This window comes from Sphingopyxis jiangsuensis (assembly GCF_016734905.1).
In the GTDB taxonomy this organism is placed as follows: Bacteria; Pseudomonadota; Alphaproteobacteria; order Sphingomonadales; family Sphingomonadaceae; genus Sphingopyxis; species Sphingopyxis jiangsuensis.
Map to the genome: position 1 here is coordinate 106,152 of NZ_JAERPO010000004.1, position 14,252 is coordinate 120,403.

The following is a 14,252-nucleotide window of genomic DNA, read 5'->3' on the forward strand; positions in this document are numbered from 1 at the left end:
CCGGCCCGAGGACATGCCGGGGGTTGGGCGCGATGACGGGGAGGCCAGCGCGGCAGCTTCCGAAGCGGAGGCGGCCGCGATCGCGCCTCCCAGTCCCGACGGCTTTCGTCTCGAGGACGAGCTGCCACGCGTGATGCGCCTGTCGCGAAAAACTCTCGCCGTCCTGGGCGGGGTCGCGGGGATCGCGATTGGCGGCGCCTTGCTCTGGGCGCTGCGGCCTGTCGATCCCAAAGCCGCACAGGAACTTTACGAAGTCGCGTCAACGAACCGCTCCGAGAATGTTACCGGCGCCCCAGCCGATTACGGCGCGGTCCCGAAACTTGGTCCGCCGCTGCCGGGCGATCTTGGTCGGCCGATCGTGTCGGCGCAGAAGGCAGGTGAATCGATGCCCGTGCCAGGGATGGGATCGCCGTCCGCCGGTCCGGCGCAAACGGCCCGCGAACAGACAAGGCTGCGCGCTCTCCAGGAGCGCGAAGCCGCCGAAGGCAGCCGGCTCTTCCTCGGGGGAGCCAACGGAGCCGTGTCCGGGACGGGCCTGGCCGAGTCCTTGCCTTCGGAGACTCAGCCTGGAAGCGGACCGAAGAGTCTGGCAGCTGGCCGGCAGGCCTTTCTCGCAGGTGGACCGCGCCGCGCGATAGAAAGCGCTGAGCGAATCGTCGCGCCGAGTTCGGCCACGATCATCCAGGCGGGCACAGTCATTCCTGCGGCACTCATTACCGGTATCCGGTCGGACCTCCCGGGCCAGATTACGGCGCAAGTGACGCAGAATATCTACGACAGCCCAACCGGACGCTTGCTGCTGATCCCGCAAGGCGCCCGATTGATCGGCGAATATGACAGCGAGGTCGCGGCGGGCCAGCGCCGGGTCCTTCTCGCTTGGGATCGGCTCATCTTGCCCGGAGGGCGCTCTATTCGCCTTGACCGCCAGCCGGGTGCCGATGCGGCCGGCTTTGCAGGACTCGAGGATCGCGTGAACAATCATTGGGGGCGCATGCTGCGCGCCGCTTTGGTTTCGTCGCTGCTCGGTGTCGGTACCGAGTTGGCCGCAGGCGGCGAGGACGATCTTGTCCGGGCGCTTCGGTCGGGCTTGCAGGGCAGCACGAACGAGGCCGGACGCCGAGTTGTGGAGCGCGAGCTTTCCATAGCGCCTACCATCACCATTCGGCCCGGCTTTGCCTTTCGGGTGCTTGTGACGCGCGACCTTATACTCGATCAGACAGGAGGAGACGCGAAATGAGCAAGCTCAGGCTCGGACCGGTCGTGGAGGAAAAGCCGGTCAAGCTGACAATCGAGCTGCCGGGTGCACTTATCCGCGATCTCGCCGACTATGCTAAGGTACACGCCAAACTGACCGGACTGGCGACGCCGCTGCCCCCCGAGCGGCTGATTGGCCCGATGATAGAGCGGTTCATTGCTGGCGATCGAGAGTTCGGCAAGCAGCGGCGGCGGGAGCCGTAGATGCTCGGCGATCGCGCTGCGAACGGTGCGGAGCGTACTTGCCCGTCACCGACGCCGAGCGAGCGCTTCATCACGGTCGAGGATTTTGCTCGCATCGCCCGGCTCTCGCGACGGACGATCGACCGCTATCGGCGCGACCGTCCTGTCGGCTTCCCCAAGGAGTATGACTTAAGCCGGGGCCGGGTGCCGCGACCGCGGTTCAAGCTGGCAGAGGTCCTTGCGTGGATGGAGACGCGGGCGCTCTGGTAGGCGCGACGATTGAGGTGAAATGATCGCGTAAGGCAATTTGTCGACGAACGGCGAGCCGCGGATTTCTGAGCTTCTCGTGTCTGTGTGTTCGTCCGGCACGCGAGTACATTATCCGCGTAGAGACTTGGGGCTGCCGCAATCGCGGAGAATCCCGTGAACGGAATCTGTAGATGGGCGTCTCCTATCCTTCGTCGCTAGGTGACAACGGTCTGCGGACTGCGTAAACGGCGCGTCTGAATGTCGATTGCGGAGGGGCGATGGCGACGAACGGGCGTGGTCCCTTGCTTTTCGTGACGGGCGTGCTCGCCGTTACCATCGGCGTCCTGCTTCACCTGCCGATGTTCTGGATGGGCCGCAGCATGGGCTTCCATATGGTCGGGATGCCGATGGACCCCGGCATGATTGCCGGCATGTACCTCATCGTTGCAGGTATCGCCGCAGCCGCCTACGGCCTGCTTCCTCGCGGACTCTCGCAGCATCTCGCCACGACAAACGCCCTTGCGGTCGAGGCACCGGAGGATGCGCCGCTTTCTTGGGCGCACTGGCGGCTGATGGCCGTGCTGGTCGTCGCGCTCGTCATCGATATCATGAAGCCTGCGAGCCTGGGCTTCACTATCCCCGGGATGATGGCCGAATATGGGGTGCCACGCGAAACCGTATCGCTCGTTCCGTTTGTCGCTCTGCTGGGTACGGTCATCGGTTCGTTCCTTTGGGGCCTGATCGCCGATATTTACGGTCGCAAAGCGTCGATCCTGCTTTCGGCCGTCATGTTCGTCGGCACCTCGATTTGCGGGGCGATGCCTTCGCTCGCATGGAACATCGGAATGTGTTTCATGATGGGGGCGGCGGCGGGCGGCATGTTACCAGTCACCTATGCGCTGCTCGCCGAAATGATGCCGAGCCGGCACCGCGGTTGGAGCCTGGTTCTCGTAGGCGGGTTGGGTGCGGTAGGCGGCTATGTCGCGGCGAGCCTGGTGGCGGCGTGGCTCGAACCCATCTACAGCTGGCGAATCCTCTGGCTCGCCAATCTGCCGAGCGGGCTGGTTCTCGTCGCGCTCGGCGGCCTGATCCCGGAATCAGCGAAGTTTCTCGTCGCGCGCGGCCGCCTTGCGGAAGCGCAAAAGGTCATGGCGCGCTTTGGTTCGGGTGTGCGCCGGAGACGGACGGGAGGCGAGGGCGCGCGCACCGCAAGAGGCGTGCAGCCTCCGCCCTTGGCGCACAGACACATCGGCAAGCTCTTTGCGCTGAGCCTCACGGCAATCGGATGGGGCCTCGTCAACTTCGGGCTGCTTCTTTGGTTGCCAGCCGAACTTGTGGCCCGCGGCTACTCAATGGGAGTCGCGAGCCGCCTGCTTGCCGCCTCGGCATTCATCGCGCTTCCAACGGTATTCGCTGTTGCCTGGATATACAGCGCCTGGAGCACAAAGAATTCGCTGTTGCTGTCGATAGGGGTGACGTTGCTCGGCCTTGCCGGGGTGCTATGGCTGGCGGCTGTCGGAGACGCCAGTCCGATCCTTCCGGTCGCTTTGCTCATTGTCGGCAGCAACGCCATCATTGCCATGCTGCTGCCCTATTCGGCCGAAAGCTTCCCTCTCCTTGTTCGTGGCCGGGCGACCGGCGTCGTCGCAGCATGCAGCAAACTCGGCGGGGTGTTCGCGCAGATGCTCGCAATCATGGCGATTGTGCCGACGCTCGGGGCCGCCGCAGCCATGATTGCGCTCCCATTGTCGCTCTCGCTAGTCCTGGTCGCGCGCCATGGCCGCGAAACCAGGGGAACCGATCTGCGCGATCTCGACCCCGAAGGCCATGTGTTCGATAAGGCCGGTCTCTAGGCTCGCGGTAGTTCGGGCCGGTAGGCCGGTCCTGTAGCGCTCCCGAAGCGGCTGCCTCGGAAGCCGAAACGCCCTTTCCCGCATCGCCGGCAGGCAGCGCCAAGCTGTTTGGGGGACCATGGTGCGCGGCGGCGCGAGGAGGCATGGATACGAGCATCGTCCCGCAAATTGGGAGGTTGGAGAAGTTCTTCGCCAACGATATTCGACATTCGATAATTGTAGACAATCAACGATTGTCGTTCGATACTCGACCTTCGGATCTGGCGATTGGCCCGTCAGGGTCGGCAATTGAATCCTTAGCAATGGGAGAGCCATGTGGCGAAGCTCGTATCGAGGCGGCAGGGTTTGCGGCTGGCGTTGGCCGGGATGGCGGCCGGGGCCGCTGCCGGAAAAGGGACGGCTGCCGCGGCGCCATCCGCCCCCGCAGACCCGCTGGCTGCGGGCGTCGAGGATGACTGGTCGGCCTGTCCTGACCGCATCTGGCTCGGCCGTCGATATTGGGCAAACCCTCTTGAAGATTGGCGGCTGGCGTGCGGTGGCGCCGAATGCCTGTCCCGCGGCGGAAGCCGCAGCGTCCATAGCCTGCCGCACCAGCTCGAAAATCCGCAGCGCCCCTTCCGGATGTCCGTCGTCATCCGCAATCTCGGGGACGGAGCGAGCGATGGAGGGGCCTCGATGCGGCTCGGCATCCAGAGCGACATCGGGGACTATCGGGCAAACTGCTTTGCTGCCGGCGGAATCGACGCGGGCATTGTAGCCGGAAGCCTTCGCCTCGGCGCGCATGAGACCGCAGCGAAGGCCGCTGCGAACGGCGAGGAAATCGAACTTTCGCTCTCAGGCGAGCCCGCGGCCGAATTTGTTCGCCTTCGTCTCTCGGCGCAGAGCGTTCGAACAGGCGAAGCGCTGGGAACCATCGAACATCTGTTTCCGGCCAGCGACCTCGTAGGCAATGTTGCGCTCGTAAGCAATTTTGCGATTTCCGCCGAGGACGAACGCCGTATCGCCAGTTCGCGCTACCGCTTTCGGCGCTGGAGAATCGCCGGACAAGCATTCGGCGCACAGGACAACCAACAGTTCGGTCCGATCCTCTGGGCCATGTACACTCTTCACGATATGCGATCGGGAGAGGGGCATGTCCTCAAAATGACGGCCTTCATTGCGCCCTGCGCCGCCGACGGGGACGACCAGGTCGAGCTTCAGGTCCGACGCGGCGGGCGTTGGGTTTCTGCTGCACAAAGCCTCGTTGAGAAGGACAGCCGCACCGCGCTGTTCCGCGTTGCGAACTGGGATGCTGCCGCGGCCCTCGACTATCGAATTCTCTACCGAGAGAGGCGGCGCAATGGCGATCATCTTGTCGATAGCTTTACCGGCCGCATCGCCGCTGAGCCAAAGGGCGGAACGCTTCGCATGGCCGCGCTGACCTGCCAGAATGATTATGCCTTTCCTTATGCGCCCGTTGCGCAAAATCTCGAACGACTTCGGCCCGACATCCTCTTTTTCTCGGGCGACCAGCTCTACGAAAATCATGGGGGCTTCGGCGTGATACGATCGCCGGCCGAACCTGCGATCCTGAACTATCTTCGCAAATTCTATCAATTCGGCTGGGCCTTTCGCGACGCCATGCGCAGTGTGCCGACGGTTTGTCTGCCCGACGATCATGATGTGCTGCAGGGCAATCTCTGGGGTGAGGGTGGCCGCCCGATGTCCGAGGCCGCACGCGCGTCAGGGCGCAGCGACGCGTCCGGGGGCTATATCGCCCCCGTGCGGGTAGTGGATGCGGTGCATCGGACCAATGTTGCGCATCTGCCCGATGCCGTCGATCCGGCGCCCTCGAACGGGATCGGCGTCTACTTCACCGAACTCGTCTATGGCGGCGTGAGTTTTGCCATTCTCGCCGACCGGCAGTGGAAATCGGGGCCCGAGCGGCTGGGGATCGTGGTTGGCGAGACGGGAAGCGGGGAAGATCCCTTGTTCGTGAATCCTGCGTTCGACCGCGCCGATCTCGAATTGCTCGGAGCGCGGCAGGAAGCCTTCCTCGAGCGTTGGGGTGACGACTGGCGCGGACACCGCCTGAAGGCCGTGCTCAGCCAAACCGTGTTTGCGGGGATTTCGACGCATCAGCCCGAACCCGACCAATATCTCAAATATGACTTCGACAGCAGCGGCTGGCCTGCCACTGCGCGAGACCGCGCCATCCGGATCATGCGCAAGTCGCGCGCGCTCCACATCTGCGGTGACACGCATCTCGCTACGCTCTCGCAATATGGCGTTGAAAGCCAACGCGACGCGAACTGGGCCTTTTGCACCCCCGCGATCGCGGCCGGGTGGCCGCGATGGTGGCAGCCCGATGCCGTCGGATTGCCGCATGCCCATCGGCCGAAGCATGGATTGGCGAACACGGGCGAGTATCGCGACAGTTTCGGCAACCGTATTTATGTCTATGCCGTCGGGAATCCCCTGACGGGCATGTCAGGGAACCGTTACGTTCGAGCGCATGAGAAGGGAAGCGGCTTCGGGCTGGTCGATTTCGATTGCGAGAAGCGCACCTACCGCGTCGCGGCCTATCGTTTTCTCGCCAATGCCGGATCGCCGAGCATCGCCGACATCTTCCCCGGCTGGCCCGTCGTTATCGGTCAGGATGAAAATGGCGGCCTGAACCGGATCGATTGACGATCGGTTCTGCGCGCCGCTGCCGCCGGTCGCGCTCTAGTCGGCGACCGTCCCAAGGCGGGGGACGAGAATCTGTATGATGCCCAATGCCAGCAGATAAGCGCTGGCTGCCGCCACGAATATGAGCTGATAGCCAAGGCCGGCTTCGAGGATATGGCCTACCGACCAGGCCATGGCCATGCCGCCTACCGCACCGATCGTTCCGCCGAATCCCGCGACCGAGGCGGCGTCGCGGGCAGGCACGAGGTCCGATACGAGGGTCAGGAGGTTGGACGACCAGGCCTGGTGAGCCGCAACGCCAAGACTGATCAGCAAGATCGTCGGCCAGAGGGCGTGCAATGTCGGCGCCATCGCGACGGGGAGCGCCGCAATTGCGCAGACCAGCATCGTACCCTTTCGCGCCGCGTCGACCGACCATCCGCGTCGCATCAGGGCCGAAGCGCCCCACCCGCCCGCGATGCTGCCGACGTCGGCGATGAGATAGACGGTAAACAGGGGAAGGGCGAATTCGCTGATGGCCAGACCATGCGACTTTGAAAGGAAGTCGGGAAGCCAGAATAGAAAGAACCACCAGACGGGGTCAGTGAGGAACTTGGCGAGCGCATAGGCCCATGTTCCGCGCAGCCGGACGATCTCTCGAAGCGGGCGCGTTGCCACGGCTTCGGTCGGGCTCACGGACGATTCCGGGGAAGCCGGCGTGAGTGCGAGCCAGGCGCCGACCCACAAAGCGCCAGGTATCGCAGCCAGCACGAAAACCCAGTGCCAATCGAACCAGGCGAGGATCAACGGGACGAGGAGGGGAGCCAGCATCGCTCCGACATTTGATCCGGCGTTGAAGAGGCCGGTCGCAAGCGATCGTTCGTGCTGCGGAAAATGTTCGGCCACCGTCTTGATCGCGGCGGGATAATTGCCGGCTTCGCTAAGGCCCAATCCGAACCGCGTGGCGGCAAAGCTCCATACGCCACCCGCAAGTCCGTGAAAGGCGATGGCAAGGCTCCAGCTTGCCGTCGCCAATGCATAGCCGAGGCGGCTGCCGATTCGGTCGAGCAACCAGCCTGCTCCGGTCAGTCCGATGGCATAGGCGAGCTGGAAGGAGAAGACGACATAGCCATAGTCGGCTTCGGACCAACCGATTTCGCGGTCGAGCACGGGCTTCAAGATGCCGAGCAGTTGGCGGTCGAGGTAGTTGATGGTCGTCGCAACGAAAAGAAGCGCACATATCCGCCATCGGATCGAGCTTCCCCCTCCCAGAGCTGCATTTCGGATCGTTGTCGTCGCGTCGTGCATTATCGTCTCCCGCGATCACGATAGTCTATTGTTGACAATTGACAACAACAATATGAGCGACCACTAGGGCTTGGCCAGCATGTCGGCGGCGGGAGCAAGCGGATGGACAAGGGACGGACAGAAGGGCTGCTTCGCCGCGCCGGGCTGATTGGACCGGAAGCACGAATCGAGCTTATGCCTTTGACGGGCGGCGTGTCGTCCGATGTCTGGCGCGCGACCGACGGGTTTGCCAGTTTCTGCGTCAAGGCCGCCTTGCCGGAACTGAAGACCAAGGCGCGCTGGGAAGCCCCGATCGGCCGGGCGCTGGCCGAGCGCAACTGGCTCGACTGGGTGGGCAAGCATTTTGACGGATTTGCCCCAAGAATATTGGCTTTCGATGCCGCAGGTCCGACCATCGTGATGGATTTTCTCGATCCCTCGCATTTCCGGAACTGGAAGTCGAAGCTTATGGACGGGCGGGTCGATACCGGTATCGCGCGGCAAGTCGGTTCTCGGCTGGCGCGGATTCATGCCGCGTCGGTCTGCGCGGCCTCGGTCCCGGCGAGTTTCGCGAACGATGCCGATTTCGATGCGCTGCGGATCGATCCCTATTTTCGCTATACGGCGGCCCGCGAACCGACCGTCGCACCTCGGCTACTCGAACTTGTGTCCGATCTCGAAGGGCGGCGCGAAGCGCTTGTCCACGGCGATGTGAGTCCGAAGAATATCCTGTGCGGGCCCGACGGGCCCGTATTCATCGATGCCGAGTGTGCGACCTTTGGTGACCCCGCCTTCGATATCGCCTTCTGCCTCAACCACATTCTGATCAAATCGATGGTGATGCCGGACCGCCGCGGCGAGCTCAATCGCGCCGCGCTGGAGCTTTGGGAAGGATATGCGGAGAGCGCGCGGTGGCCGGGGAGCGGCGCGGTCGAACTGCGCTGCACCGCGCTCTTGCCGGCACTGATGCTCGCGCGTGTCAGCGGAAAATCGCCGCTCGAATATCTGGATGAGTCCGGCGCTCGTTCGGTCCGTAGTGCGGCGATCGAGCTGCTGGGCCGCCCTGCCTGCAACATGACCGCCCTGGCGCGCTTTGTGATGGAGTATGATCGATGAATATGCGCGAGATCGCGAGGGTTTCGGGCCGGCGGGTCTGGGATTCTCGAGGTAGGCCCACGGTCGAAGTCGAAGTTGCGCTCCGGGATGGATCGGCGGGGCGTGCGATTGCCCCGGCCGGCGCATCCTGCGGGTCGGGCGAGGCAATCGATCTGCGTGACGGGGGCCGCTCCTTTGGAGGACTGGACGTGACGCGGGCGGTTGTGGCTGTTGGAACAGACATCGAGCCAGCCCTGCGGGGCGTCGATGCGGCCGACCAGGCTCTGGTCGATGCGCGGATCGACGCCGCCGACGGTACAGGCGATTTCTCGGTTTTGGGCGGCAATGCCGCGGTAGCGGCTTCGCTTGCGGTTGGGCATGCGGCCGCCGCCGCCCGCAAAATGCCGCTGTGGGCGCATTATGCCGACATTTTTCAAACGGCACCCTCGATACCGCTCCCGGAAATCCAGATATTTGGCGGCGGCGCGCATGCGGCGCGGCGCGTCGATGTCCAGGATTTCATGGTGATGGTGCCGGGGGCTTCCAGCTTCGACGAGGCGCTGGCGGTGACGGCAGAAATCTATCGCGCCGCAGGCGAGATCATGAGCGAGCGAGGCCAATTGCAAGGCGTCGCGGACGAAGGCGGATGGTGGCCTGTCTTCGAATCGAACGAAGACGCGCTCGAGACGTTGGTCGCCGCGATCGAACGCGCGGGCGAAGTGCCCGGCGAGCGGGTGGTAATATCGCTCGACATCGCTGCAACGCAGCTTTGCGTCGACGGCGGCTACCAGCTCGTTCTTGAGGAGAGCAGGCTCGACGAAACTCGTTTCCTCGATCTGCTCGAAGAATGGCGCCGCCGTTTTCCGATCGCCGCGATCGAAGACCCGGTATCGGAAAAATCGGTCGCCGGCATGGCGAACTTTACGCGGCGCAACCCGGACATTCAGGTCATTGGCGACGATTTTCTTGTGACCGACGCGCGCCGCGTGGAATCCGCGATCGCATGCGGCGCCTGCAATGCGCTTCTTGTGAAGGTCAATCAGGCAGGCACCGTCAGCCGCGCAGTGGCGGCGCATAAGGCCGCGGCGGCCGCAGGTTGGGGGACCATCGTGTCGGCGCGATCCGGCGAGAGCGAGGATGTTTCGATAGCGCATCTCAGCGTCGGGCTTGGGGCCGGCCAGCTCAAGGTGGGATCGTTTGCGCGCGGCGAACGAACGGCAAAATGGAACGAGGTTTTGAGAATTGCCGAGCATTTCGGCGATGGGGATTTCGCGGCGGGAGCGCCGCTCGCCTCAACCTGGTGGGGTAAGCGATATGGGAGCGGACTATGAAACTTGTCAGATTTGGAAATCGGGGCTTCGAGAAGCCGGGAATCGTCGATAGCGCGGGCAATTTGCGCGACGCATCGCAAATCATTCCCGATTTCTTGCCCGAGACGGTCGGGCCAGACCTTATCGAACGGCTGAAATGCGCCGATCTCCCCGTCGTCGATGCCAAGGGCCTTCGGTTCGGCGCCCCGCTGGCGCGCAGCGGAACGATCTGGTGCGTCGGGCTCAATTACGCCCTTCACGCAAAGGAAGCCGGATTGCCGATCCCGGAGGAGCCAATCCTGTTCAGCAAGGCGGCGGGGACGCTGTGCGGTCCGAATGACGATATTCTCTTTGCCGACGGGATGACCAAACTCGATTGGGAAGTGGAACTGGCGATCGTCATCGGAACCCCCGCGCTGCGCGTGGAAGCGGGTTCGGCGCTCGAACATGTGCTCGGATATGCGATCGTCAACGATGTTTCGGAACGCGCATGGCAGATGGAGCGCGGCGGACAGTGGATGAAGGGGAAAAGCTTTCCCAACTTCTGTCCGCTCGGTCCGTCGATCGTCACGGCCGACGAAGTGGGCGATCCGCAGTCCTTGCACCTCTGGCTCGAGGTCAATGGCGAACGCCTCCAGGACGGAAACACCGACGACATGATATTTTCTGTCGCCGCGATCATCTCCTATATGAGCCAATTCACGCGATTGATGCCGGGCGACATCATTTGCACCGGAACGCCGAGCGGCGTGGGCGCCGGTTTCGACCCGCCGCGTTGGCTGAAACCGGGTGATCGGGTGCGGCTCGGCATCGACGGTCTCGGGGTCCAGGAACAAACGGTGGCGGCGCTGTGAATGCCATCGATCTTGCGGGGCGGCACGCCGTCGTCACCGGCGGCGCGCAAGGGATCGGGGCGGCAGTGTGCGCCCGGCTGCGACAGTCGGGCGCGGAGGTCACCATATGGGACCTGGAGCCCGGCCCGAGCGATGGGCTTGCTGTCGACATTGCTGACGAGGCAAGCGTCGCGGCCGCCTTGGCCGCCACCCGGGCGCGTAGCCCGCGCATCGACATCCTCGTCAATAGCGCGGGTATCGCGGGTCCCACCGCTCCGACGTGGGACTATTCGCTCGAGGATTGGGAGAGGGTGCAAGCGGTCAATGTGCGCGGCACATTCCTCAGCTGCCGTGCGATCGTCCCGGTGATGATCGGGCAGAATTATGGGCGCATCGTCAATATCGCCTCGATCGCCGGCAAGGAGGGCAATCCGAATGCCGCGGCCTATAGCGCGTCGAAGGCCGCCGTCATTGCCCTCACCAAGTCGCTCGGCAAGGAGCTCGCCGACCGGCCGATCGCCGTGAACTGCGTGACGCCCGCTGCTGCGCGCACGCGCATCTTCGACGCCGTGTCCGAAGAGTTTGTCGCCTTCATGCTCGCGAAAATTCCTCGCGGGCGCTTCCTCGAGCTCGACGAAATTGCGGCCATGATTGCCTGGCTGGTGTCGGCGGAGAACAGCTTTACGACCGGCGCGGTGTTCGATCTTTCGGGGGGGCGGGCGACCTATTGAGGTTTTTCGCTAGGGGCGGCGCCCCGCACTAGCGGGCGTCCGCCCCGGGACCGTTCAGAATGATCGAATGCTGAAGCCTTTCGATCTCTGCGTGGAAGGCTCGCTCGGCCTCCCCGAAATCCTGCTCCGGCCGCCGCTCGGGCCCGAAGTTTTGAAAGGCGTCGATGCCCTGCACCAGTGTTGCCGTATCGGACTGGCCGGACACCTGGCGAACATGCGTCGGCAGGTAACGGATGGCGAACCCTATGCGGCGGCGATCCGAGCCATTGGGACCCGAACCATGGACCATCCGGACATGATGGAGGGACATCTCGCCCGGTTCGAGTTCGAGGGCCACCGTCTCGTCGGGGTTGACCTCGACGGCAATCTCCTGGCCACGAGACAGCATGTTCGTCTCCGCGAAAGTGTCGCGGTGTGGCATCTGATCCATCTTGTGGCTCTTCGGCAACACGCAAAGCGCTCCATTGTCCATTCGGCTGTCTGTAAGCGCAACCCAAGCGGTCACCACATCGGCAGGGTCGAGGCCCCAATAGGTCGAATCCTGGTGCCATGAAATAAAGCCCGGATCATGGGGTTCCTTGATGAAGAGGGTCGAACCCCACACGAGCAGATTGTCGCCGAGCAATGCGGACACGGCGCTCAGGATTTTTGGCTCGCGGATCAACCGGTCGGCCCAGCCGAAAAGCAAATGCGGATTGTTGCGGTGCGGTTTGGACAGTGACCCGTGCCGCGCCTCGTGCAGTTCAAGCGCGGCGCGGTAGCCGCGCGCCGTTCCCGGATCCAAAGCCCGCAGCGGCGCAGCATAACCTTCGCGTTCGTAGTGTACGGCCAGATTATCTTGGATCTTCAGCATTTAAAGTTTCCATTCGATATTTCGATGGCCTAGCGTCCCATCCAGCCGCCATCGACGAGCAATGTCGCGCCGTGCACATAGTCCGAGGCGCTCGACGCAAGGAAAATGGCAGGGCCCTTGAAATCTTCGGCGCGCCCCCACCTTCCGGCGGGAATACGTGCGAGAATAGCCTCGGCGCGGGCGGCGTCGTTCCGCAGCGCCTCGGTATTGTCCGTCGCAATATATCCCGGCGCAATGGCGTTGACGTTGACGCCGCGGCCTGCCCATTCGTTGGCGAAGGCCATGGTAAGCTGCTGGATGCCGCCTTTGCTCGCCGCATAGCCGGGAACCGTTATCCCGCCCTGATAGGAAAGCAGCGATGCCGTGAAAATGATCTTGCCGCGACCGGCGGCGAGCATCGCCTTGCCGATCTCGCGGGTGATGACGAACTGCGCCGAGAGATTGACCTCGATGACCTTGTCCCAATATTCGTCGGGATGGTCCGCGGCGGGTGCCCGGAGGATTGTCCCCGCATTATTTACCAGGATATCGACTGCCCCATGCGTCGCGATGACCTCTCCGAGCATATCCTTGACGGCCGACCGATCCGCAAAGTCGCATTGATAACCGGTAAAATTGCGGCCCGTCCGGCGCACGAGATCGACAATTTCGTCCCGTTCGGGGTCGAGCGATGCAGAAACGCCAATTATGTCGGCTCCCGCCTCGGCTAGCCCGACGGCCATGGCCAGGCCGATCCCGCGGCGACATCCGGTAACAAGCGCAGTCTGGCCGGAAAGATCGAACATCGCATCAATCATTTCGAGCACTCCAGAAGGGTCTTCATGCCGGGATCGGCACTATCGAGCTGCTCGAATGCGGCTTGGACATCCTTGATCGGGCGAACCGATGTGATGAGCGCGTCGACGTCGACGGCACCGCCGGCGATGAGGTCAATCGCGGCGTCGAAATCGGCGGCCTCGTACACGCGGGCGCCGACGAGCTCGAGCTCGCGCCAGAAGAAGCGGAAAAGATCGACCTGCGGCCGCGCCGAATGAATCGCCACCATGCAGATTCGTCCGCGAACGGCGGCGATGGCCGTCATGGCGTCGACGGTTGCCTGGACGCCGGCGACTTCGAAAACGACATCGGCCCCTTTGCCAGCAGTCCATTCCATCACATGGTCCGCAAGATCGGAAGCCGAAGGATCGATTACGGCGAAACCGGCGTCGGCGGCATAATTCCGGCGGACAGCGGTCGGTTCGGAAACGAGGACTTCGGCTCCCTTCGCTCTCGCGACGAGCGCGATGAGCTGGCCGATGGGACCGCCCCCCAGCACGACGACCTTTTCGCCCGCAGCGACGCGCGCCCGCGCAACATCGTGGCAAGCGACGGCGAGCGGCTCGACCAAAGCTCCGCGACGAAGGTCCACATTGGCGGGTAAGCGGTGCAGGGTGCGCGCCTTGACTGTCCAATAGGACTGGAGGGCTCCGGCGGTATCGACCCCCATGAATTTGAGGTTGTGGCAGATGTGCGAATGACCTGCTTCGCAAGCGGGACAGGTACCGCAATAGTCGAGCGGCCGCACGACGACGCGGTCGCCCACGCCGAAATCGTGGACGTCGGACCCCGCCGCTTCGACGGTGCCGGACATTTCGTGTCCGATGATGCCCGGCGGACACACGCGATGATCCATATTCCCGTGATAGACGTGAAGGTCTGTGCCGCAGAGGCCCACGAACCCGACGCGAAGCAGAACCTCGTCGGCCGCCGGCTCGACACGATCGCCGTCGCCGATCTCGAACCGGCCTTTCTCGACATAAACTGCGGATATCATTTGCGTGCTTTCGTTACAGAACCCTGTGGGGGTTGAGGGATTGGAAGTTGAAGGAGATGCCGTTTCCTGGGGTGTTGGGTGCTTTTGCGTTTCCGTTTTGGATGTGGAGCGGCTGGATTGTGTATTGGTCGATGGGGAAGGA

General features: G+C 63.4%; 13 protein-coding genes. 9 read left to right on the forward strand and 4 right to left on the reverse strand.

The window, feature by feature from the left end; genetic code table 11:
* Positions 1 to 13: 13 nt before the first annotated feature.
* From JI743_RS14950 to JI743_RS15365, 5 genes are all read left to right on the forward strand, one after another.
* A complete protein-coding gene (locus JI743_RS14950) occupies positions 14 to 1,237 on the forward strand; it encodes a TraB/TrbI/VirB10 family type IV secretion system protein (RefSeq protein WP_201929464.1) in 1,224 nt (407 codons plus the stop codon).
* Entirely contained in the window at positions 1,234 to 1,458 is a 225-nt protein-coding gene (locus tag JI743_RS14955) for a DUF2274 domain-containing protein (RefSeq protein WP_201929414.1), read from the forward strand. The genes JI743_RS14950 and JI743_RS14955 overlap by 4 nt, the downstream gene beginning before the upstream one ends.
* Positions 1,459 to 1,707 carry a helix-turn-helix transcriptional regulator gene (locus JI743_RS14960; protein ID WP_201929417.1) on the forward strand — a complete coding sequence of 83 codons (249 nt, stop codon included), beginning with the start codon at positions 1,459 to 1,461 and terminating at the stop codon, positions 1,705 to 1,707. It abuts the gene before it with no gap.
* Between the two features lie 257 nt (positions 1,708 to 1,964).
* On the forward strand, positions 1,965 to 3,539 hold the full coding sequence (locus JI743_RS14965; protein ID WP_201929419.1) for an MFS transporter: 1,575 nt from the start codon (positions 1,965 to 1,967) through the stop codon (positions 3,537 to 3,539).
* A 315-nt stretch (positions 3,540 to 3,854) separates the two neighbouring features.
* Complete coding sequence (locus tag JI743_RS15365) at positions 3,855 to 6,209, forward strand: alkaline phosphatase D family protein (protein ID WP_201929426.1); 2,355 nt, start codon at positions 3,855 to 3,857, stop codon at positions 6,207 to 6,209.
* A gap of 36 nt (positions 6,210 to 6,245) precedes the next feature.
* Here JI743_RS15365 and JI743_RS14975 read toward each other — a convergent pair whose 3' ends face one another.
* Complete coding sequence (locus JI743_RS14975) at positions 6,246 to 7,496, reverse strand: MFS transporter (RefSeq protein WP_201929428.1); 1,251 nt, start codon at positions 7,494 to 7,496, stop codon at positions 6,246 to 6,248.
* A gap of 102 nt (positions 7,497 to 7,598) precedes the next feature.
* Here JI743_RS14975 and JI743_RS14980 point away from each other — a divergent pair, with 102 nt between their 5' ends.
* Genes JI743_RS14980 through JI743_RS14995 form a run of 4 tightly spaced genes read left to right on the forward strand, consistent with a single transcriptional unit; the run spans position 7,599 to position 11,444 of the window.
* On the forward strand, positions 7,599 to 8,591 hold the full coding sequence (locus JI743_RS14980) for a phosphotransferase family protein (protein WP_201929431.1): 993 nt from the start codon (positions 7,599 to 7,601) through the stop codon (positions 8,589 to 8,591).
* Between the two features lie 2 nt (positions 8,592 to 8,593).
* Positions 8,594 to 9,901: a phosphopyruvate hydratase gene (eno, locus tag JI743_RS14985; RefSeq protein ID WP_201929465.1), complete on the forward strand. Its 1,308-nt coding sequence runs from the start codon at positions 8,594 to 8,596 to the stop codon at positions 9,899 to 9,901.
* Positions 9,898 to 10,734 carry a fumarylacetoacetate hydrolase family protein gene (locus JI743_RS14990; RefSeq protein WP_201929433.1) on the forward strand — a complete coding sequence of 279 codons (837 nt, stop codon included), beginning with the start codon at positions 9,898 to 9,900 and terminating at the stop codon, positions 10,732 to 10,734. The genes eno and JI743_RS14990 overlap by 4 nt, the downstream gene beginning before the upstream one ends.
* On the forward strand, positions 10,731 to 11,444 hold the full coding sequence (locus tag JI743_RS14995) for an SDR family NAD(P)-dependent oxidoreductase (protein WP_201929434.1): 714 nt from the start codon (positions 10,731 to 10,733) through the stop codon (positions 11,442 to 11,444). Before JI743_RS14990 ends, JI743_RS14995 begins: the two co-directional genes overlap by 4 nt.
* 28 nt (positions 11,445 to 11,472) lie before the next feature.
* Here the strand turns inward: JI743_RS14995 and JI743_RS15000 are convergent, their stop codons facing one another.
* The 3 genes from JI743_RS15000 to JI743_RS15010 all read right to left on the reverse strand — a co-directional run.
* Complete coding sequence (locus tag JI743_RS15000; RefSeq protein WP_201929436.1) at positions 11,473 to 12,297, reverse strand: phytanoyl-CoA dioxygenase family protein; 825 nt, start codon at positions 12,295 to 12,297, stop codon at positions 11,473 to 11,475.
* 29 nt (positions 12,298 to 12,326) lie between these two features.
* Complete coding sequence (locus tag JI743_RS15005; RefSeq protein WP_330903002.1) at positions 12,327 to 13,082, reverse strand: SDR family NAD(P)-dependent oxidoreductase; 756 nt, start codon at positions 13,080 to 13,082, stop codon at positions 12,327 to 12,329.
* A gap of 8 nt (positions 13,083 to 13,090) precedes the next feature.
* Positions 13,091 to 14,252 (reverse strand): zinc-dependent alcohol dehydrogenase (locus JI743_RS15010; RefSeq protein ID WP_201929438.1); only part of this gene is annotated, 1,162 nt, incomplete at its 5' end.